The sequence below is a fragment of the Pseudomonas sp. GW821-FHT05D12 genome, from assembly GCF_059419825.1.
Genome location: NZ_JBWKSN010000011.1, coordinates 62812 through 83336 on the forward strand (window position 1 = coordinate 62812; position 20525 = coordinate 83336).

At 62.4% G+C, this 20525-nt stretch carries 19 protein-coding genes and 1 pseudogene; 7 read left to right on the forward strand and 13 right to left on the reverse strand.

Annotated elements, in window-relative coordinates; translation table 11 throughout:
* The first annotated feature begins 70 nt into the window (after positions 1-70).
* The 4 genes from pqqB to pqqE are packed head-to-tail and all read left to right on the forward strand — an operon-like array spanning position 71 to position 3141.
* Positions 71-982: a pyrroloquinoline quinone biosynthesis protein PqqB gene (pqqB, locus tag AC07SI_RS20630; protein WP_120450194.1), complete on the forward strand. Its 912-nt coding sequence runs from the start codon at positions 71-73 to the stop codon at positions 980-982.
* A gap of 11 nt (positions 983-993) precedes the next feature.
* Positions 994-1746 (forward strand): pyrroloquinoline-quinone synthase PqqC, encoded by a 753-nt coding sequence (gene pqqC / locus AC07SI_RS20635; RefSeq protein WP_017138042.1) that lies wholly within the window; start codon positions 994-996, stop codon positions 1744-1746.
* Positions 1743-2018, forward strand: coding sequence for a pyrroloquinoline quinone biosynthesis peptide chaperone PqqD (gene pqqD / locus AC07SI_RS20640; protein ID WP_106802467.1), 276 nt, complete (start codon positions 1743-1745; stop codon positions 2016-2018). Before pqqC ends, pqqD begins: the two co-directional genes overlap by 4 nt.
* On the forward strand, positions 2011-3141 hold the full coding sequence (pqqE, locus tag AC07SI_RS20645) for a pyrroloquinoline quinone biosynthesis protein PqqE (protein ID WP_495006472.1): 1131 nt from the start codon (positions 2011-2013) through the stop codon (positions 3139-3141). The genes pqqD and pqqE overlap by 8 nt, the downstream gene beginning before the upstream one ends.
* A gap of 5 nt (positions 3142-3146) precedes the next feature.
* Here pqqE and AC07SI_RS20650 read toward each other — a convergent pair whose 3' ends face one another.
* The 3 genes and pseudogenes from AC07SI_RS20650 to AC07SI_RS20660 form a co-directional block, all read right to left on the reverse strand.
* A complete protein-coding gene (locus AC07SI_RS20650; protein ID WP_007904205.1) occupies positions 3147-3305 on the reverse strand; it encodes a YqaE/Pmp3 family membrane protein in 159 nt (52 codons plus the stop codon).
* Positions 3306-3401: 96 nt separating this feature from the next.
* Positions 3402-3572 (reverse strand): annotated as a pseudogene (locus tag AC07SI_RS20655) (helix-turn-helix domain-containing protein); the annotation flags it as partial.
* A gap of 169 nt (positions 3573-3741) precedes the next feature.
* Positions 3742-5010 carry an aspartate aminotransferase family protein gene (locus tag AC07SI_RS20660; protein WP_495006414.1) on the reverse strand — a complete coding sequence of 423 codons (1269 nt, stop codon included), beginning with the start codon at positions 5008-5010 and terminating at the stop codon, positions 3742-3744.
* 209 nt (positions 5011-5219) lie between these two features.
* Between AC07SI_RS20660 and AC07SI_RS20665 the strand changes: the two genes are divergently transcribed.
* Positions 5220-6119: a LysR family transcriptional regulator gene (locus AC07SI_RS20665; RefSeq protein WP_065904676.1), complete on the forward strand. Its 900-nt coding sequence runs from the start codon at positions 5220-5222 to the stop codon at positions 6117-6119.
* A 241-nt stretch (positions 6120-6360) separates the two neighbouring features.
* Here the strand turns inward: AC07SI_RS20665 and AC07SI_RS20670 are convergent, their stop codons facing one another.
* The 10 genes from AC07SI_RS20670 to bioB all read right to left on the reverse strand — a co-directional run bounded on the left by AC07SI_RS20670 (position 6361) and on the right by bioB (position 18851).
* Positions 6361-8139, reverse strand: coding sequence for an acyl-CoA dehydrogenase C-terminal domain-containing protein (locus AC07SI_RS20670; RefSeq protein ID WP_120450198.1), 1779 nt, complete (start codon positions 8137-8139; stop codon positions 6361-6363).
* A 247-nt stretch (positions 8140-8386) separates the two neighbouring features.
* Entirely contained in the window at positions 8387-10156 is a 1770-nt protein-coding gene (locus tag AC07SI_RS20675) for an acyl-CoA dehydrogenase C-terminal domain-containing protein (RefSeq protein WP_495006415.1), read from the reverse strand.
* A gap of 90 nt (positions 10157-10246) precedes the next feature.
* Positions 10247-11536, reverse strand: coding sequence for a GGDEF domain-containing protein (locus AC07SI_RS20680; RefSeq protein ID WP_106802463.1), 1290 nt, complete (start codon positions 11534-11536; stop codon positions 10247-10249).
* Positions 11537-11744: 208 nt separating this feature from the next.
* On the reverse strand, positions 11745-13550 hold the full coding sequence (locus AC07SI_RS20685) for a phenylacyl-CoA dehydrogenase (protein ID WP_495006416.1): 1806 nt from the start codon (positions 13548-13550) through the stop codon (positions 11745-11747).
* Positions 13551-13867: 317 nt separating this feature from the next.
* Complete coding sequence (locus AC07SI_RS20690) at positions 13868-14149, reverse strand: pyrroloquinoline quinone biosynthesis protein PqqE (RefSeq protein ID WP_495006417.1); 282 nt, start codon at positions 14147-14149, stop codon at positions 13868-13870.
* A gap of 106 nt (positions 14150-14255) precedes the next feature.
* Positions 14256-14936 carry a dethiobiotin synthase gene (gene bioD, locus AC07SI_RS20695; RefSeq protein ID WP_065904689.1) on the reverse strand — a complete coding sequence of 227 codons (681 nt, stop codon included), beginning with the start codon at positions 14934-14936 and terminating at the stop codon, positions 14256-14258.
* Positions 14933-15745: a malonyl-ACP O-methyltransferase BioC gene (gene bioC / locus AC07SI_RS20700; RefSeq protein ID WP_495006418.1), complete on the reverse strand. Its 813-nt coding sequence runs from the start codon at positions 15743-15745 to the stop codon at positions 14933-14935. The genes bioD and bioC overlap by 4 nt, the downstream gene beginning before the upstream one ends.
* Positions 15738-16469: an alpha/beta fold hydrolase gene (locus AC07SI_RS20705; RefSeq protein ID WP_495006419.1), complete on the reverse strand. Its 732-nt coding sequence runs from the start codon at positions 16467-16469 to the stop codon at positions 15738-15740. The genes bioC and AC07SI_RS20705 overlap by 8 nt, the downstream gene beginning before the upstream one ends.
* A complete protein-coding gene (bioF, locus tag AC07SI_RS20710; protein WP_106802459.1) occupies positions 16462-17631 on the reverse strand; it encodes an 8-amino-7-oxononanoate synthase in 1170 nt (389 codons plus the stop codon). Before bioF ends, AC07SI_RS20705 begins: the two co-directional genes overlap by 8 nt.
* Positions 17632-17795: 164 nt before the next feature.
* Positions 17796-18851 carry a biotin synthase BioB gene (gene bioB, locus AC07SI_RS20715; RefSeq protein WP_065871819.1) on the reverse strand — a complete coding sequence of 352 codons (1056 nt, stop codon included), beginning with the start codon at positions 18849-18851 and terminating at the stop codon, positions 17796-17798.
* A 92-nt stretch (positions 18852-18943) separates the two neighbouring features.
* Between bioB and AC07SI_RS20720 the strand changes: the two genes are divergently transcribed.
* Positions 18944-19681: a ComFC family protein gene (locus AC07SI_RS20720; RefSeq protein ID WP_495006420.1), complete on the forward strand. Its 738-nt coding sequence runs from the start codon at positions 18944-18946 to the stop codon at positions 19679-19681.
* 57 nt (positions 19682-19738) lie between these two features.
* A complete protein-coding gene (locus AC07SI_RS20725) occupies positions 19739-20503 on the forward strand; it encodes a TOBE domain-containing protein (protein WP_495006421.1) in 765 nt (254 codons plus the stop codon).
* Positions 20504-20525: the final 22 nt, after the last annotated feature.

Genomic DNA, 20525 nt, shown 5'->3' on the forward strand with positions numbered 1-20525 from the left:
CCGCTGGGTAATACAACGCCTCGGTTCGCCCGGGGCGTTTTTGTTTTGAGCTTTGCTTGATGGAGCGGCCATGTTTGTCCAGATTCTAGGTTCCGCCGCCGGCGGTGGCTTCCCGCAGTGGAACTGCAACTGCGTGAACTGCGCGGGTTTTCGTGACGGCAGCCTGCGGGCGCAGGCGCGCACCCAGTCGTCCATCGCGATTTCCGACGACGGCGTGAACTGGGTGTTGTGCAATGCCTCGCCCGATATCCGCGCGCAACTCCAGGGCTTTGCGCCGATGCAACCCGGCCGCGCCCTGCGCGACACCGGCATCAGCGCAATCATCCTGATGGACAGCCAGATCGACCACACCACCGGCCTGCTGAGCCTGCGCGAAGGTTGCCCACATCAGGTGTGGTGCACCGACATGGTCCATGAAGACCTGAGCACCGGCTTCCCGTTGTTCACCATGCTCACCCATTGGAACGGTGGCCTGGCCTGGAACCGTATCGAACTGGACGCCAGTTTCACCATCCCGGCCTGCCCCAACCTGCGCTTCACTCCCCTGCCGTTGCGCAGCGCCGCGCCACCTTATTCGCCGCACCGCTTCGATCCGCACCCAGGCGACAACATCGGCCTGATCGTCGAAGACCTGCGCACCGGCGGCAAACTGTTCTACGCCCCGGGCCTGGGCAAGGTCGACGCCCCCTTGCTGGAAATCATGGCTGGCAGCGATTGCCTGCTGGTGGACGGCACAATGTGGGACGACGACGAAATGCAGCGCCGTGGCGTCGGCACCCGCACCGGCCGCGAGATGGGGCACCTGGCACAAAACGGCCCCGGCGGCATGCTGGAGGTGCTGGAACAGCTGCCGAAGCAGCGCAAGGTGCTGATCCATATCAACAACACCAACCCGATCCTCGATGAAGACTCCCCCGAGCGTGCCGAGCTGGGGCGACGCAATGTCGAAGTGGCTTACGACGGCATGAGCATTGAATTGTAGGAGTGATCGAAATGACTGACACACCGCTGACCACAGCCGAATTCGAAGCCGCGTTGCGCGCCAAGGGCGCCTTCTATCACATCCATCACCCCTACCATGTGGCGATGTACGAAGGCCGTGCCACGCGCGAGCAGATCCAGGGTTGGGTCGCCAACCGCTTCTACTATCAGGTGAACATTCCGTTGAAAGACGCCGCGATCCTGGCCAACTGCCCGGACCGCGAGATCCGCCGCGAGTGGATCCAGCGCTTGCTCGACCACGACGGCGCGCCCGGCGAAGACGGCGGCATCGAAGCCTGGCTGCGCCTGGGCCAAGCCGTCGGCCTTGACCCGGACCAGCTGCGCTCCCAGGAACTGGTGCTGCCCGGCGTACGGTTTGCGGTGGATGCCTACGTCAACTTTGCGCGCCGCGCCAGTTGGCAGGAAGCCGCCAGCAGCTCGCTGACCGAACTGTTCGCGCCGCAGATCCACCAATCGCGCCTCGACAGCTGGCCGCAGCATTACCCGTGGATCGACCCCGCCGGCTATGAGTACTTCCGCACCCGCCTCGGGCAGGCTCGGCGTGATGTCGAGCATGGCCTGGCGATCACGCTGCAGCACTACACCACCCGCGAGGGCCAGGAACGCATGCTGGAAATTCTCCAGTTCAAACTCGACATTCTGTGGAGCATGCTGGATGCCATGAGCATGGCCTATGAATTGAAACGCCCGCCGTATCACAGCGTGACCGAGCAGCGGGTCTGGCATAAAGGGATCACCCTATGAGCTTCGATCGCAGCAGAAAACCGACCTGGCGCCAGGGCTATCGCTACCAGTATGAACCGGCGCAGAAAGGCCATGTGTTGCTCTATCCCGAGGGCATGATCAAGCTCAACGACAGCGCCGCGCTGATCGGTGGCCTGATCGACGGCGATCGTGATGTCGCCGCGATCATCACCGAACTTGAGCGGCAATTCCCCGGCGTACCGGAGCTGGGTGAAGACATCGAGCAGTTCATGGAGGTCGCCCGTGCTGAGCACTGGATCACCCTTGCCTGAGCAGCCGCCCATTGGCTTGCCATTATGGCTGCTGGCCGAGCTGACTTACCGCTGCCCGTTGCAGTGCCCGTATTGCTCCAACCCGCTGGATTTCGCCGAGCAGGGCAAGGAGCTGAGTACCGAACAGTGGTTCAAGGTATTTCGCGAGGCGCGTGAGATGGGGGCCGCGCAGCTGGGCTTTTCCGGCGGCGAGCCGTTGGTGCGCCAGGACCTCGCCGAGTTGATTGCAGAAGCACGCAGGCTGGGCTTCTACACCAACCTGATTACCTCCGGCATTGGCCTCACCGAGCAGAAGATCAGCGACTTCAAGAAGGCCGGCCTGGACCATATCCAGATCAGCTTCCAGGCCAGCGACGAACAGGTGAACAACCTGCTGGCCGGTTCGAAAAAAGCCTTCGCGCAAAAACTCGAAATGGCCCGCGCGGTCAAGGCGCACGGCTACCCGATGGTGCTGAACTTCGTCACCCATCGGCACAACATCGACAAGATCGACCGCATCATCGAGCTGTGCATTGCGCTGGAGGCGGACTTCGTCGAGCTCGCCACCTGCCAGTTCTACGGCTGGGCGCAACTCAATCGTGTGGGCTTGTTGCCGACCCGTGAGCAACTGGTGCGTGCCGAACGCATCACCAACGAATACCGCGCCAAACTGGAAGCCGAAGGCCACCCGTGCAAGCTGATATTCGTGACGCCGGATTACTACGAGGAACGCCCGAAAGCCTGCATGAACGGCTGGGGCAGCATCTTCCTGACCGTGACACCGGACGGCACTGCCCTGCCCTGTCACGGTGCCCGACAGATGCCGGTGCAATTTCCGAATGTGCGTGACCACAGCATGCAGCACATCTGGTACGACTCGTTCGGTTTCAACCGCTTTCGCGGCTACGACTGGATGCCCGAGCCGTGCCGCTCATGCGACGAAAAAGAGAAGGACTTCGGTGGCTGCCGCTGCCAGGCCTTCATGCTCACGGGGGATGCGAGCAACGCCGACCCGGTATGCAGCAAGTCCGAGCAGCACGGCATCATCCTGCAAGCGCGGGAAGAAGCCGAACATGCCACCCAGACCATCGAGCAACTGGCCTTTCGCAATGAGCGCAACTCAAGGCTCATCGCAAAAGGCTGACGGCCTCAGCGCTTGGCGATGATGTACACCGCGTGCACGATGCCGGGAATGTAGCCGCACAGGGTCAGCAGGATGTTCAACCAGAACGCGCCGGCGAAACCTACTTGCAGGAACACACCCAGTGGCGGCAACAGAATGGCGATGATGATACGAATGAAATCCATGGGATCAGCTCCAGAAAATCGGCTCGTGTGAGCCGTCTAGCTAATCGACCTTGGGCGTTCGTGAGGGTTCAGTGGGATCTGGCACTGGGCCATCCTTCAGGTCAGGATCTGCAACCCGTGTTTTCGCACGATGCTCAGCAGCTTTAGCGCCATGCCGCTGCGTTGTTTCTCGCCGGACTCCCATTTTTTCACCGTGGAGGCGCTGGTGTTCAGGTAGCGGGCGAAAACTGGTTGGCTCACATGACTGCTTTCACGAAGCTGCTTGATGAGTGCCCGGTCGGCATTCCTTGCCGACGTCCGCTAAAAAGCCATTGTTTTCACTGACGCTCAATCAACCTTTTCAATCCAAAAATTTCACCGACAAAAAAACGCCCCCAGCCAAAAGAATCAGGCTGGAGGCGCCGCGTATGCCGCGAGACGGTTCGAGAATCAGGATTTAGACGGCGATGCCCTTGCGGCATTGCAGTTGGGCTGTGCGCACGCGGGAGAAGGCACGGGCCAGGCGCAGGAGCATTTCGTCGATGTTGCTCTTGCTCACCGTCAGGGCCGGGGTGAAACGCAGGCAGTTGGATTGTGGCGCGTTTAGGATCAGGCCTTCATGCAGTGCGGCTTTTACCACCGCCTCGGCAGAATCATCCGACAAGGTCAGTCCCCAGATCAGGCCGTGGCCACGCAGTTGGCCATGGTCGTAGCGATAGGCCAGGCGGGCAAGGCCTTCGCCCAGGTAGCAACCCGACTCACGCACCTGTTCAAGAAAACCGTGCCCCAGCACCGTATCGAGTACCGCCAGCCCGGCCGAGGCCATCAGCGCATTGCCATGATGGGTGCCTTCCAACTCGCCCGCCGCAAAGCAACAGGCTTTGCCACGCGCCAGTAGTGCCGCCAACGGGACGCCGCCGCCCAGGCCTTTGCCGAGGGTGAGGATGTCGGCGCGCACGCCGTACTGCTGTTCGGCGAGCAAGGCGCCGCAACGGCCGAGGCCGGTCTGGACTTCATCGAGGATCAGCAGGATCCCCAGTTCCCGGCACAGGCGCTCGACGCCTTTGAGGTAGTGCTCGGTCGCAGGGATCACGCCGGCTTCGCTCTGGATCGGTTCCAGCATGATCGCAACGGTTTGCGCATCGACGGCGGCATGCAGCGCCGGCAGATCGTTAAAGGGCACATGGCTGAAGCCAGGCAGTTGCGGTTCAAAGCGGTTTTCACCGGCATTCGACGAGGCAGCCATCGCGGCAAAACTGCGGCCATGGCAACCACTGCTGGCGCTGATGATGCGGTAGGCGCCACCCCGGTGCAGTTGGCCCCATTTGCGCGCCAGCTTGATCGCCGCTTCGCAGGCCTCCGCGCCGCTGTTGAGCAGGTACGCCTGGTCGCTGCCGGTGCGGTGGCACAGGCGGTCGACAAGGTTGAGTTGGGCACGGTTATGCAAGCCGATACCGGGATTGATCAGTGCCTGGGTCTGGTCGGCCAAGGCTTTGATCAGCACCTGCGGGCTGTGGCCGAGGCTGTTGGCGGCATTGCCCTGGCTGAAATCCAGGTAAGCCCGGTCGTCGCTGTCCCACAGCCATGAGCCCTGGCCGCGTACGAAGACCTGGGCAGGCCGCGCGACGGTGGGCATCAGGCAGTCACTGGACAGGTCGTGGTGGGAGGCGTCCTCGATCAGGTCGTCGAGACTCGGCACAGGGCGGCGCATATTGAACAGGTTCACACTTCACCCCCGATGGCAAGCACACCATGGTGGGTCACCCCTGCACTCACGACCTTGAGGTTTTTTGCGTTGCCTATGTAAATACCATCAACATAAACACTGTTCATTGCCCGATCCGGCCCTGTAAGCCCTGCGAATAGGCGCTAGACTAGGCGTCTCGGGGGCCAACGGCCATTTCGATTTTCCAGCTTTTTCGATAAGAAAGACTTATGGATTTCAAGCAACTGCGTTATTTCGTCGCGGTGTATGAAGAAGGCCACGTAGGCCGCGCGGCTGAACGCCTGTCGATCTCACAACCGGCGTTGTCGCAACAGATTCGCCAGCTGGAGCAGAACCTCGATGTGAGCCTGTTCGAGCGCAGCAGCAAGCGCCTGCTGCCGACCCTCGCCGCCCACACCCTGTACAACCACGCCCTGCCGCTGATCGATGGCATGCAGCAGGCCGTCGAAGCCTTGCGCAACTTCAAGGGCCAGGCCATGCGCACCTTGGCCATCGGCGTGCTGCAAACCGTGCACACCAGCCTGGTCCCGCAAATGCTTGAACGCGTGCGCAAGGCCCAGCCGCACCTTGTGGTGCAGATCTACGAATTGACCGGGCTGGAGATCGAGCGCCGCCTGCTCAACGGCTCGCTGGACATCGGCATCAGCTACCTGCCGCCGCGCCAGCCAGGCCTGCACGGCGTGCTGCTGTATGAAGATGAGTTGAAGGTCGTCATCCCTGAAGACCACCCCTTGCGGGAATTCAAGAAAGTCTCGCTGAAACAGGCGGCCGAGTTGCCGATGTTGCTGCTGGGCGAAGAATTCCAGGTGCGGCAGATCTGGCAGGGCCAGTTGTCCAACCTCGGGCGCCGGCCGCAGGTACAGGCCGAACTGAATACCATGGTGGGAATTCTCGACAGCCTGCCACATACCAAGCTGGCCACCGTGCTACCGGGGCGCTCGCAGGACGAGCACAACAGCAAGGCATTGCTGTGGAAACCCTTGAGTGAACCCAGGGTGCCATTGAAGGTAGGTTTGGTGTGCCGCGATGTGCAGCGCCAGCAGGCGACGGTGGCATTGCTGCGCACGCTGCTGGAAGACGTGATGAACGCCCCGCCGGTACAGCCGTGAAGTGGGCGGTCCGGACTTTTTCGCGGGCAAAAGAAAACCCCGCCGAAGCGGGGCTTTGCAGACTGTTTCCCTGACATCCATTTCACTCCGCCGTCCTGGCAGAATCCTACGTGTCCGTGTTGTTGCTTTGCGCTTCCTGCGCGACGTCCATGTGAAGTAGATTATCCGTGGATCCAATTTGGCGATAGAGGACGAATAGCAGTACGTCATGTAAGAGAATGCTTACACGACCTCCACGCCGTTAGAACAGGGCTTCATCCAGCAGGAACAGCGATTCGCTGCCGGCTTTGACCGACGCACTCAGTGAATGAATACGTGGCAGCAGGCGGGCGAAGTAGAAGCGCGCGGTCCCCAGTTTGCTGGCGTAGAAATCTTCCTCAGCCTCCTTGCCCAACGCCGCCTTGGCCATGCGCGCCCACATATAGGCATACGCCAGGTAGCCAAAGGCGTGCAGGTACTCCACCGATGCCGCGCCGATTTCATTCGGGTTGGCCTTGGCGCGATCCAGCACCCAGGCGGTCAATTCATCCAGGTTATCCAGCGCTGCGCTGAGCGGACGGGTGAACTCACCCAACTCAGCGCCCGCCGTGGTGATGAACTGGCGGATTTCATCAGCGAACAACCGGTAGAACGCGCCGCCGCTGCCGACGATCTTGCGCCCCATCAAGTCCAGCGCCTGGATGCCGTTGGTGCCTTCGTAGATCTGCGTGATGCGTACATCACGCACCAGCTGCTCCTGGCCCCACTCACGGATGTAACCGTGGCCACCGAACACCTGCTGGCCAAGCACGGTGGTTTCCAGGCCGAGGTCGCTGAGGAACGCCTTGGCCACCGGCGTCAGCAACGCCACCAGGTTATCGGCACGCTCGCGCGCTGCCGCGTCTTCGCTGAACTTGGCGATGTCCAGTTGCGTCGCCACGTAGGTGGAAAACGCCCGGCCGCCTTCGTTGGCGGCTTTCATGGTCAGCAGCATGCGACGCACGTCCGGGTGGACGATGATCGGGTCGGCCACTTTGTCCTTGGCCTGGGCGCCAGTCGGCGCACGACTTTGCAAACGGTCGCGCGCGTATTCAATCGCGTTCTGGTAGGAGCGCTCGCCCGACGCCAGGCCCTGGATACCCACCCCCAGACGCTCGTAGTTCATCATCGTGAACATCGCCGCCAGCCCACGGTTAGGCTCGCCCACCAGGTAACCCACGGCTGCGTCGAAGTTCATCACACAGGTGGCGGAGGCCTGGATGCCCATCTTGTGTTCAATGGAGCCACAGGTCACCGGGTTGCGCGCGCCCAGGCTGCCGTCGGCATTGACCATGAATTTCGGCACCAGGAACAGCGAGATGCCCTTGGGACCGGCCGGCGCGTCCGGCAGTTTGGCCAGCACCAGATGGATGATGTTTTCAGTGAGGTCGTGTTCGCCACCGGTGATGAAGATCTTGGTCCCGCTGATCGTGTAGGAACCGTCCGCCTGAGGCTCGGCCTTGGTGCGGATGATGCCCAGGTCGGTCCCGGCGTGTGCTTCGGTCAGGCACATGGAACCGGCCCACTCGCCGGAGTACATCTTCGGCAGGTAGGTTGCCTTGAGTTCTTCGCTGGCATGGGTGTTGATCGACACACAGGCGCCGGACGTCAGCATCGGGTACAGGCCGAATGCCAGGCTCGAGGAGTTGATCATCTCTTCGACCTGCGCCGACACCGCCTTGGGCATGCCCATGCCGCCGAAGATCGGATCACCGCCTACGCCCACCCAACCGCCTTCGGCGTAGGTTTTGTAGGCCTGTGGATAACCATCCGGCGTGGTGACTACGCTGTCCGCCCAACGGCAACCCTGCTCATCGCCACCGCGACTGAGCGGGGCGATGGATTTGGCGGTGACTTTGCCGGCTTCTTCGAGGATTGCCTCTACGGTTTCGGCGTCAACGGTGTCTGCCAATGCCGGCAATTGGGCCCAAGTCTTGGCGACCTCAAAAACTTCGTTGAGGACGAAGCGCATATCACGCAGCGGCGCTTTGTAATCAGCCATGGCAAACCTCGTGAGAACGTTAAAAGTAATTCGGTAGGATCGGTTTTACAGGCTCCGAGTGTAACTGAACAACTTTTGAGACACATAGGGTCCATTCGTGACCATTCAGTATTTATAAGTCACACGTAAGTCTAATATGGCAGCGGGCTTGCTCGCGAAGGCGCTGTGTCAGTCACCTGAGGTGCTTCTGACACATGGCTTTCGCGAAGCAAGCCCGCTGCGCAGTTAGCGCTTGGAGAATCCGTGCCTACAGTGCAAACAACTGCGCCGGCAAGCTCATCAGACACTCGCTGCCCGCCTCCACAGCGGCGCGGTGAGTCGCTGTACGCGGCAGCAAACGCTTGAAGTAGAAGTCGCAGGTAGCCAGTTTGGCTTGGACAAACTCGGCATCGTCGTGTGCCTGAGCCGCTATTGCCATGCGCAACCACAAGTAGGCCAAGATGATGTAGCCGCTGTACATCAGGTAATCCACGGCCGCTGCGCCGACTTCATCGGGGTTCTTCATCGCGGCGGTGCCGACCTTCACCGTCAACTCGCCCCACTCCTGGTTCAACTGATTGAGTTGCGCCACATAAGCCTTGAGCTGCGGATGCTCGGCATTCGCCGCGCAGAACTTATGCACAATTTTGGTAAAGCCGCGCAACAACTTGCCCTGGCTGCCGAGCACTTTGCGCCCCAGCAGGTCGAGGGCCTGGATGCCGTTGGTGCCTTCATAGATCGGTGCAATCCGTGCATCGCGGGCCAGTTGCTCCATGCCCCATTCGCGGATGTAGCCGTGGCCGCCGAAAATCTGCATGCCGTGGTTGGTCACCTCCAGCCCAGTGTCGGTCATGAAGGCCTTGCAGATGGGGGTGAGGAACGCCAGCAGGTCTTCGGCCTCCTGGCGTTGGCCGGCGTCGCTGCCCAAGTGCGCGGTGTCGAGCAATTGCGCGGTGAAATAGGTCAGCGCGCGGTTGCCTTCGTTGAAGGCTTTCATGGTCAGCAACATGCGGCGTACATCGGCATGCACGATGATCGGGTCGGCGGGTTTTTCCGGGGCCTTGGCGCCGGTCAGCGAGCGCATTTGCAGACGGTCGTTGGCGTACTTGACCGCGCCCTGGAAGCTCGCCTCGCCATTGCACAAGCCCTGCATGCCGGTGCCCAGGCGCGCATGGTTCATCATGGTGAACATGCAGTTGAGGCCTTTGTTCGCCTCGCCAATCAAGAAGCCTTTGGCACCGTCGAAGTTGAGCACGCAGGTGGCCGAACCCTTGATACCCATCTTGTGCTCGATGGAGCCGCAGTGCACCGCGTTGCGTTCGCCCGAATCGGCATGGAACTTGGGCACGATGAACAACGAGATGCCCTTGGTACCCGCCGGTGCATCCGGCAGCTTGGCCAGCACCAGGTGGATGATATTGGCGCTCATGTCGTGCTCGCCGGCCGAGATGAAGATCTTGCTCCCAGTGAGCGCATAACTGCCATCTGCCTGGGGCACGGCGCGGGTCTTGATCAGGCCCAGGTCGGTGCCGCAATGGGCTTCGGTCAGGCACATGGTGCCGGTCCATTCACCGGCGGTGAGTTTGCCCAGGAAGGTGGCCTTCTGTTCGTCGGTGCCGTGGGCGTGGATCGCCGACATCGCGCCGTGGGTCAGGCCCGGGTACATCCCCCAGGAGGTGTTGCTGGAGCCGATCATCTCGCTGAGCACCAGGCCGAGCGATTGCGGCAGGCCCTGGCCACCGTAGGCCGGATCCGACGCCACGCCGTGCCAGCCGCCCTCCACATACTGGGCGAAGGCCTGCTTGAAGCCCTTGGGCGTGGTGACCACGCCATTGTCGAAATGGCAGCCTTCTTCATCACCGCTGCGGTTGAGCGGTGCGAGCACGTTCTCGCAGAATCTGGCGCCTTCTTCGAGGATGGCACTGACCATGTCCGGGCTGGCATCCGTCGCGCCCAAGGCCGCGTAGTGGCCGTGGAAATCAAACACGTTGTCGATCAGAAAGCGCATGTCGCGCAGAGGGGCTTTGTACTCAGGCATGGCAATGTCTCCGGCAGCAGATGGTTTTAACCTACTGCCGGCCGGCGCCCCGGACAATCATTGTAGAACCGATGAATACAGCGCCATCACTCAACCGGCAGCACTCTCCGTGCGCACGGCGCCACGTCGGGTTTGCCCGGCCGCCACCACACAGTTACGCCCCGCGCCCTTGGCGGCGTACAGCGCCTGATCGGCGGTCTTGAGCACTTCTTCGGGGGAGCGCTGCTCGGCCTGGCGCTCGGCCACGCCGATGCTGATGGTCACCGACACACTCGATGCACCGCTGCCGGCACGGCGCTGACGGCCCTGATGATCGTCCTGGGGACGGTCCGAGTTGCGCAGCTTGATGTCGTAGTCGGCGATGATCTCGCGAATCTCTTCCAGGTGCGGCATGCACTCATCCAGGGTCTTGCCGGCGAACACCACGGCGAATTCCTCACCGCCATAGCGATAGGCACGCCCACCGCCGTTGACCTTGGACAGTTTGCTCGCCACCAGGCGCAGCACCTGGTCGCCTACGTCATGGCCATGGGTGTCGTTGAAGCGCTTGAAGTGGTCGACATCACTCATCGCCAGCACGTAGTTGCGCCCCAAGCGCTGCATGCGCTCATTCAGCGCTCGGCGCCCCGGCAAGCCGGTCAGCTCGTCGCGGAAGGCCATTTGATACGCCTCGTGGGCCACGCCGGCGGCGATCATCAGCATCACCTGGCTGCACATGATGTTCAGGGTAAACGGCAGGATGAAGGTTTGCGGCAGCATCCAGAACAACCCCAGCAACCCCACCAGTTGCGCCGCGTGCAGCGGGCGCGGCTGGTACCAGTACTGGGCGGCGAGGGTCAGGAAGCCGATCAGGAACATCGGGTACGACAGCTGGATCAGGCTCATCCAGGTGCCATGCAGCGCCGGCCAGCGAATCTCTGCCAGCCAGTTCAGCACCGCCTGGGGATAACTTTGCTCCAGCGCCAATGCCACGCTGCCGACCGCCAGCAGCACCGCGCCACGGGCGACGAAGTCACGGAACAGGTGGGTCTTCTCCTGCCAGAGCGCGTAGATGCTGAAAAGCAGTGGCAACAACAGGCAACACAAGTGAAACACCACGGCGGCGTCTTCGCGCACGCGCCCATTGTCACGGTAAAAGTCGGTCTGGGTGTCGAGCAGGAAATAGGCGATGTACACCGTGATCATCAAGAACAGTTCACGTTGGCGGCGATACACCGCGCAGTACGAACCGCCGAGCAACAGCACCAGGGTCGGCAGCACGTTGAACAGCGAGGTGAAGAAGACGTTGAGATCCTTGACGTACGCAGCCGAGAGCCCGGCCAGCAAGAGCAGCAACGAAGGGAGAAAATGACTGAAACGTACAGCGGACACGCGTGACAAGGGTAAAGCTCCGACCCGCAAAGAAGTAATGGCACTGTGCCTTCACGCAGACAGTTAAGCACAACCTGTGTGACATGTATCACATTGCCATCACTTTAACGGCAGCCTGCGGCAATCCCTGAGCGCATTACTGCGGTTTTTTCTCACGCATAAAAAAACCGCCGCGCCTCAAAAGGCGCGGCGGTTTGTTCAGACAACCCGGTAAGGCTTAGTAAGCCAGGCCGAAGTCCTCTTCTTTCATGTCCATCAGGTTGTTGGCGCCCGACAGCATGGTGGCCACGTGTGTACGAGTCCGTGGCAGGATGCGCTGGAAGTAGAAGCGCGCAGTTTGCAGCTTGGCGGTGTAGAACGCCTCTTCGGTGGTGCCGCCAGCCAGTTTCTCGGCGGCCAGGCGGGCCATGTCGGCCCAGAAGTAGGCCAGGCAGGCGTAACCCGAGTACATCAGGTAATCCACCGACGCCGCACCGACTTCTTCACGGTCTTTCATCGCGGCCATGCCGACCTTCATGGTCAACTCGCCCCACTCTTTGTTCAGCGCGGCCAGCGGCGCAACGAATTCCTTGACGGCCTCGTTGCCTTCGTTGGCCTGGCAGAACTTGTGCACGATCTTGGTGAAGCCCTTGAGCGCTTCGCCCTGGGTCATCAGCACTTTACGGCCGAGCAGGTCCAGCGCCTGGATGCCGGTGGTGCCTTCGTACAACATCGAGATGCGGCTGTCGCGAACGTTCTGCTCCATGCCCCACTCGGCGATGAAGCCGTGGCCGCCGTAGATCTGCACGCCGTGGTTGGCCGATTCAAAACCGACTTCGGTCATGAACGCCTTGGCGATCGGAGTCATGAAGGCCAACAAGCCATCAGCCTGTTTCTTGGCGTCTTCGTCGGTGCCGTACTTGACGATGTCCACTTGCTTGGCGGTGAAGTACACCATCGCACGGTTACCTTCGGCGAAGGCTTTCATGGTCAGCAGCATGCGGCGCACGTCAGGGTGCACGATGATCGGGTCAGCGGCTTTGTCCGGGGCTTTCGGGCCGGTCAGCGAACGCATTTGCAGGCGGTCGCGAGCGTACTTCAGGCCGCCCTGGAAGCCGATCTCGGCGTGGGACAGGCCTTGCAGCGCGGTACCCAGGCGAGCGGTGTTCATAAAGGTGAACATGCAGTTCAGGCCTTTGTTCGCCGGGCCGATCAGGAAACCGGTGGCCGCGTCGAAGTTCATCACGCAGGTGGCGTTGCCGTGGATGCCCATCTTGTGTTCCAGGGAGCCACAGGTCACTGCGTTGCGCGCACCGATCGAGCCGTCTGCGTTAGGCAGGAACTTGGGCACGATGAACAGCGAGATACCTTTGGTACCCGCCGGTGCATCCGGCAGGCGGGCCAGCACGATGTGGACGATGTTGTCGGCCATGTCGTGTTCACCGGCCGAGATGAAGATCTTGGTGCCGGACACTTTGTAGGAACCGTCGGCCTGAGGTTCAGCCTTGGTGCGCAGCATGCCCAGGTCGGTGCCGCAGTGTGGCTCGGTCAGGCACATGGTGCCGGTCCATTCGCCCGACACCAGCTTGGTCAGGTAAGCGGTTTGCTGCTCGGGGGTGCCGTGCTCGGAAATAGTGTTCATCGCACCGTGGGACAGGCCCGGGTACATGCCCCACGACCAGTTGGCCGCGCCAACCATTTCGCTGACCGCCAGGCCCAGGGATTCCGGCAGGCCTTGGCCGCCGTGCTCGACGTCGTGGGCCAGGCTTGGCCAGCCGCCTTCGACGAACTGTTTGTAGGCTTCTTTGAAACCGGTAGGGGTCTTAACGCCTGACTCGCTCCAGGTACACCCTTCGATGTCGCCCACGCGGTTCAACGGTGCCAGCACTTGCTCACAGAACTTGGCGCCTTCTTCGAGGATGGCGTCAACCATGTCCGGGGTAGCGTCCTGGCAAGCCGGCAGGCTCTGATAGTGCGCTTCATAACCGAGCAGTTCGTCACGAACGAAGCGAATATCACGCAAGGGGGCCTTGTAGTCAGGCATAGCGATAAACCTCTGCTGATGAATCTGGAATGAACAACCGCATGGATTTGCTGTGGCGGTCAAACAGGTGTTTGAAACATACGTTTACGACCTGGGGTTGTCAAGCATCGTCCCGACGCCGTTTGTCATGACGCGCATCAATGCCACGCACGGCAAGGCCTGCGGCGGGATGTCACAAGGCGATCAGGAGAGAAATAGAACCGCAGGAGCTGGCTTGCCTGCTTTACAGGCGCAGCGGGGTATCAAGGGGACCGAGTAGAGGCTATCGCAGGCAAGCCAGCTCCCACAGAAGAACAGGCATGCCTGAAAAGAGGGGATCAGGCGTAGGTGTCGATCAGCGTGCCGAGCATTTCATCCGAAGCCTTGGCGACTTTGGCGCCCAGCTCCACTTGAAACTTGCCTTCGGCCATTTCGACCATATTGCTGGCCGAGTTGGAAGGCTGGGCCCGGTCGTTGGCGCGAAGACGATCGATCTGCGCATCCGACGGTTGGGTAGTCGCGGCGCTGGCAATGTTGCCGGCGGCCTGGTCGACACGGTTCTGCCCGGTCTGAATGCTGCTCAGGCCCGAGTAAAACGCGCTGCTTCCAGAGATTTCCATGGCGTAAGCCTGCCTTTAGAGAATCGTGAACGCTGATTGAAGCAGAGAAACCGGCAAAACGCCCGTCAAAAACACTAATGGCATAATGCCTTGTCGATAGCCAAAATCAGTCAAGCAGGTCCAACTGCAGGTGCTGCGCCACGGCTTCGGCGCTGGCGTGCTTGAGTTTCGGCACGCGGCCCAGGCACGGTGCGGGCAAGCGTTCGGCCAGGGTGGCGAGGTTTTCTTCCAGACGAGAGGTCTTGGGATCGATGATGTTCGCCACCCAACCCGCCAGCGGCAAACCGTCCCGCGCGATGGCTTCGGCGGTGAGCAAGGCATGGCTGATACAGCCCAGGCGCACGCCGACGACCAGAATCACCGGCAGCTTGAGCGCCATGGCCAGGTCCGACAGGTTGTCCTGGTCGGCCAACGGTACGCGCCAGCCGCCTGCGCCTTCGATCAAGGTGAAATCCGCTTGCCGCGCCAGGATCTGCTGCATGGGCTTCAACAGCGATTGCACGGTCAACGCCACCCCCGCCTCGCGCGCGGCCAGGTGCGGGGCGATGGCAGGCTCGAACGCCACCGGGTTGACCTCGGCATAACTCAGCGGCAATGAACATTCGGCCAGCAGCGCCAGCGCGTCCGCGTTGCGCAAGCCTTTGGGCGTGACCTGGCAACCGGAGGCCACCGGCTTTCCGGCGGCGGTGCTTTTGCCGAGCTGGCGTGCGGCGTGCAACAGGCCGGCGGCGACGGTGGTCTTGCCGACATCGGTGTCGGTGCCGGTGATGAAGTAGGCGGCGCTCATAGAGGTTTCTCCAGTACGGCATACACCACTTGGTAAGTCGCCGGCAGGCCCTGGGCCTGGCGGAACTGCTCGTAAGCGTTCACCAGTGCAACAATCCGCGCGCGCCCCGTCAACCCTCCCGGGCGACCCGGGTTGAGGTTATGCGCGCCCAATGCCTTCAATTCGTGGGTGAGGCTGCGCACATCCGGGTAATGCAGCACATGCGGGCGACGCTCCAGGCTCACCACGCGCAAGCCGCTGGCGGCGCACAACTGCTGATACGCCTCGAACGTGCGGAAGCGATTGACGTGAACCAGCCCGTCGACGGCGCGCCAGCTGTCGCGCAGCTCACCCAGGGTGCCCACGCACAAGCTCGCAAACGCCAACACACCGCCGGGCCGCAGCACGCGCCAGGCTTCGCTGAGTACAGCGTCGAAATTCGCACACCATTGCACCGCCAGGCTGGAGAAGATCAGCTCACAACTCTCGTCTTTCAACGGCAGGCGCTCGGCATCACCGGCGATGAAATGCTCGGCCCCGCCCAGTGGACGCGCGTGGTTGAGCATGCCTTCGGCGATATCCAGGGCCACGCCCTGGCTGGCTGGCAATAACCCGGCCAGCGCGCGGCTGAAATAGCCGGTGCCACAGCCCATGTCCAGCCAACGATCTGGCGCGATAGCCGCCGGCAGGCGTGCCAGCAGCGCATGCCCTACCGCGCGCTGCAACTCGGCGACGCTGTCATAACTGGCCGCCGCACGGGAAAAGGAGGCCGCCACCTGGCGCTTGTCCGGCAACGCGCCGGGCAAGGAAGGCTGGGATAGATCAGTCATCGACGCACTCATGCAAAAAAGCCTGGATGGCCCCCGCCACACCGTGGGGGTCTTCCAGAAGAAAAGCGTGACCGGCCTGTTCAATCAGGCCGATTTCAACATCGGGCAGCAGGGCCAGCAAGTGGCTGGCGGCCTCGGCGGGGACCAGTTCGTCCAACCCGGCAAACAGGTGCAACTGCGGGCCGCGATAGGCCAGCAAGGCTTCGCGGGTGTCCAGTTGGGCGAGCAGCTCCAGGCCGCTCATCAATGCGCTGGACGCCGTAGTCGGTGCCCCGCTGACCAGCAGGCGCGCCAGCCCACGCGGGTCTTCGGCGCCCTTGGCGCACAGCAGGCCGAAGCGTTTGAGGGTCACCTGTGAGTCGGCATGGCAACCGGCGAGAAACGCATCGAAGGTCTCGGCGGGCATCGCGCTGGGCCAGCCGTCATGGGCGACAAAACACGGGTTGCTCGCCAACGTCAGCAGGCCGCAGCAGCGCTCGCCGCGGCGCGCCGCCAGCTCAGAGGCAAGCATGCCGCCCAGGGACCAGCCGCCCAGCCAGGCGTTGTCCGGGAGCGTGGCGTCGAGTTCGTCGAGCCACTCATCCACGTCGCTGGAAGCCAGCAGCGGCAAGGGCTCGATCTGCACCCGCAGGTGCGCATCAATCCCCTGCAAGGCGGCGGCCAGGGGTTCCAGCGGTGATACGCCAAGGCCCCAGCCGGGCAGCAATATCAGTCGATCACGCATGGTCGGACTCCAAGCGAAAACACGCTTCCAACGCGTTTAACAATAGCTGCACCTGCGCTGCGCTGTGGGCCGCCGTCAAGGTCACGCGTAAACGTGCACTGCCGGCCGGCACGGTGGGCGGACGGATCGCGGTAACCATCAGCCCGCGCTCGCGCAGCCGCTGGGACAGGCGCACAGCCTTGGCGCTGTCGCCAATCAGGATGGGCTGGATCGGCGTAAAGCTGTCCATCAAGTCCAGGCCAAGCTGCTCGGCGCCCTGGCGGAACTGGCGAATCAGGCCATTGAGGTGCTCGCGGCGCCAATGCTCGGTGCGCAGCAACTCCAGGCTTTTCAGCGTGGCGCAGGCAAGCGCCGGCGGCTGGCTGGTGGTGTAGATGTAGGGCCGGGCGAATTGGATCAGGCTTTCGATCAGCTCCTCGCTGCCGGCGACAAACGCGCCGGCGGTGCCGAACGCTTTGCCGAGGGTGCCGACCAACACCGGCACGTCCTCCTGGCTCAAGCCGAAATGCTCGACAATCCCGCCCCCATTGGCGCCCAGCGGGCCAAAGCCGTGCGCGTCATCCACCATCAGCCAGGCGCCCTTGGCCCGGGCTTCACGGGCCAGTGCCGGCAAGTCGGCGAGGTCGCCGTCCATGCTGAACACGCCATCGGTGACCACCAGAGTATTGCCGGTGGCTTTCTCCAGGCGCTTGGCCAGGCTGGCGGGGTCGTTGTGCAGGTAGCGATTGAAACGCGCCCCGGACAGTAGCCCGGCATCCAGCAAGGAGGCGTGGTTGAGGCGATCTTCCAACACCGTATCGCCCTGCCCGACCAGCGCCGTGACGGCGCCAAGGTTGGCCATGTAGCCGGTGGTGAACAGCAAGGCGCGTGGACGCCCGGTGAGGTCGGCCAACGCTTCTTCCAGCTCATGGTGCGGCGTGGCGTGTCCGACCACCAGGTGCGAAGCGCCGCCGCCCACGCCCCAGCGGGACGCACCGGCGCGCCAGGCTTCGATCACTTGCGGGTGATTGGCCAGGCCGAGGTAATCGTTGTTACAGAAAGCCAGCAACGGCTGGCCATCCACCACCACTTCCGGGCCTTGGGGGCTGCCGAGCAAGGGGCGTTGGCGATAAAGGTGTTCGGCACGGCGGGCAGCGAGGCGCGCGGCGAGATCGAAAGACATGCAGGCCTCGGCAGATCAAGGAACTTGAGACTGAATGCGATCAACTGTGGGCGCGGACTTGCTCGCGAAGGCGGTGGGTCAGTCAGCACATCTGGCACTGAGACACCGCCTTCGCGAGCAAGCCCGCTCCCACCTTTGGAATGCATTCCAAATAGAAGGCGACGTCAAACCACGGCGTTATAGAACTGCTCGCTGCTCTTCTGCTCCACCAACGCCTGCTCGATCGCCGCCTGGTGCACTTCATCGGCGTGCTCTTCGCGCGCTTCCGGCAGGATGCCCAGGCGTGAGAACAGCTGCATGTCCTTGTCGGCCTGTGGGTTGGCGGTGGTCAGCAGTTTGTCGCCGTAGAAGATCGAGTTGGCGCCGGCGAAGAATGCCAGTGCCTGCATCTGCTCGTTCATCGCCTCGCGGCCGGCCGACAGCCGCACATGGGATTGCGGCATCAGGATGCGCGCCACGGCGAGCATGCGAATGAAGTCGAACGGGTCGATATCTTCGGCGTTTTCCAGCGGCGTGCCGGCGACTTTCACCAGCATGTTGATCGGCACCGATTCTGGATGCTCCGGCAGGTTGGCCAGCTGGATCAGCAGGTTGGCGCGGTCATCCAGCGACTCACCCATGCCGAGGATACCACCGGAGCAGATCTTCATCCCCGAGTCACGTACGTAGGCCAGGGTTTGCAGGCGCTCGCCGTAAGTGCGGGTGGTGATGATCGAGCCGTAGAACTCCGGCGAGGTGTCGAGGTTGTGGTTGTAGTAGTCGAGGCCGGCCTGGGCCAGGGCTTCGGTCTGGTCCTGGTCGAGACGGCCAAGGGTCATGCAGGTTTCCAGGCCCATGGCCTTCACCCCTTTGACCATCTGCAGCACGTAAGGCATGTCTTTGGCCGACGGGTGCTTCCAGGCCGCGCCCATGCAGAAACGCGTTGAGCCGATGGCTTTGGCGCGAGCGGCCTCTTCGAGGACCTTCTGCACCTCCATCAGCTTTTCTTTTTCCAGGCCGGTGTTGTAGTGGCCCGACTGCGGACAATATTTGCAATCTTCCGGGCAGGCGCCGGTCTTGATCGACAGCAAGGTCGACACTTGCACGCGGTTGGCGTCGAAATGCGCGCGGTGCACGGTCTGCGCCTGGAACAACAGGTCATTGAACGGCTGCACGAACAACGCTTTGACTTCGGCTAAGGACCAATCGTGACGCAACGTGGCGGTGGTGCTGGCGCTCATGGGCGATTCCTTGATTATGCTTGGGCAAGCGCTGCGGGAAGGGCAATACCCACAAGCGCGACACGGATGCTCGGCATATTTAAGGAAGATTCATGCACTGTCAACCCGAATACAAACACAAGGTTTACATCTGGTTAAAAAACACACAAACATGTTTACTCTGTGATGAAAGCCCCCAAACAGCCGAGTGCGTATGCACTGCCTGCGAATCGCAATTGCCCTGGCTGACGGAACACTGCGAGGTGTGCGCCCTGCCGTTGCCCATGGACGGGTTGATCTGCGGCCAATGCCAGCGCCAGCCGCCGGCCTTTAAACAAGTGGTCGCGCCCTTCACCTTCAGCTTCCCCGTCGACACCATGATCACCCGTTTCAAGCATCAGGCCCGCTGGCCACTCGGGCACCTGCTGGGCCGCTTGCTGGGTCAGCACCTGCGCCATCGCCTGGACAACGCTGAACTCAGCCGCCCCGATTGCCTGCTGCCGGTGCCCATGGCGCGCAAACGCCTGCGCGAACGCGGTTACAACCAGGCGCTGATGCTGGCGCGCTGGCTCAGCGAGGAGCTGGGCATCGGCGTTGATGAACACCTGTTGCTGCGCCCCCAGGAAACCGTCGCGCAACAGGCGCTGGACGCCAAGACCCGCCGACGCAACCTGCTCGGCGCTTTCGCCCTGGCGCCCGGCGCGCTGGTGCAGGGCCGGCACTTTGCGCTGGTGGACGATGTACTCACCACCGGTGCCACCGCCCACAGCCTGGCGCGCCTGCTGCTGAGCGCCGGGGCGCGGCAGGTGGATGTGTATTGCCTGGCACGCACGCCCAAACCGGGCGGCTGACTTGACTCCCGCGCGCCAGCGCTGCAACGTCCGCTCATCTCAACGAAGCGTGTGCCCATGTCCCTGCCGACTTCCCTCAGCCAACACATTATCCGTCGCCCCCAGCGCATCGCCTTGCTGGGGCATATCGCCGAGCAGGGCTCCATCACCCGTGCCGCCAAGAGTGCCGGCCTGAGTTACAAGGCGGCCTGGGACGCCATCGACGAGCTCAACAACCTGGCGCAAAAACCGCTGGTGGAGCGCAGCGTCGGTGGCAAGGGCGGGGGCGGCGCCAAGCTGACGGCCGAAGGCGAGCGCGTGTTGCGCCTTTACCAGCGCCTGCAAATGTTGCAGGCCGAGGTGCTGGGTTCGGATGAGGCCGCCAGCGACTTCAGCCTGCTCGGCCGCTTGATGCTGCGCACCAGCGCGCGTAACCAGTTGCACGGGCAAGTGATCGCCATCGAGCAGCATGGCCGCAACGACCTGATCTACCTGCAACTGGCCGGCGGACTGACCCTGCAAGCGCAAATCACCCACGACAGCACGCAACGGCTGGAGCTGGAAATGGGCGTCGAAGTGGTCGCGCTGATCAAGGCGGGCTGGTTGGAACTGCTCGCTCCGGAACAAGCTGCAACACCTGGACACAATTGCATGGGCGGCAGCGTCGAGGCCATTCTCGCGGCCGACGACGGCCCCAGCGAAGTGCGCATCGCCTTGCCCACTGGCCAGGTTTTGTGCGCCCTGGCCCAGCCCGACGCACTCAAGGCGCTGGGTGCCGTTGAAGGCAAGACGCTCCAGGTGCAATTTGCGCCGAGCAATGTGCTGCTCGGCACACCGGTGTAGCAGCGCCCCGCCTTCAAACTGC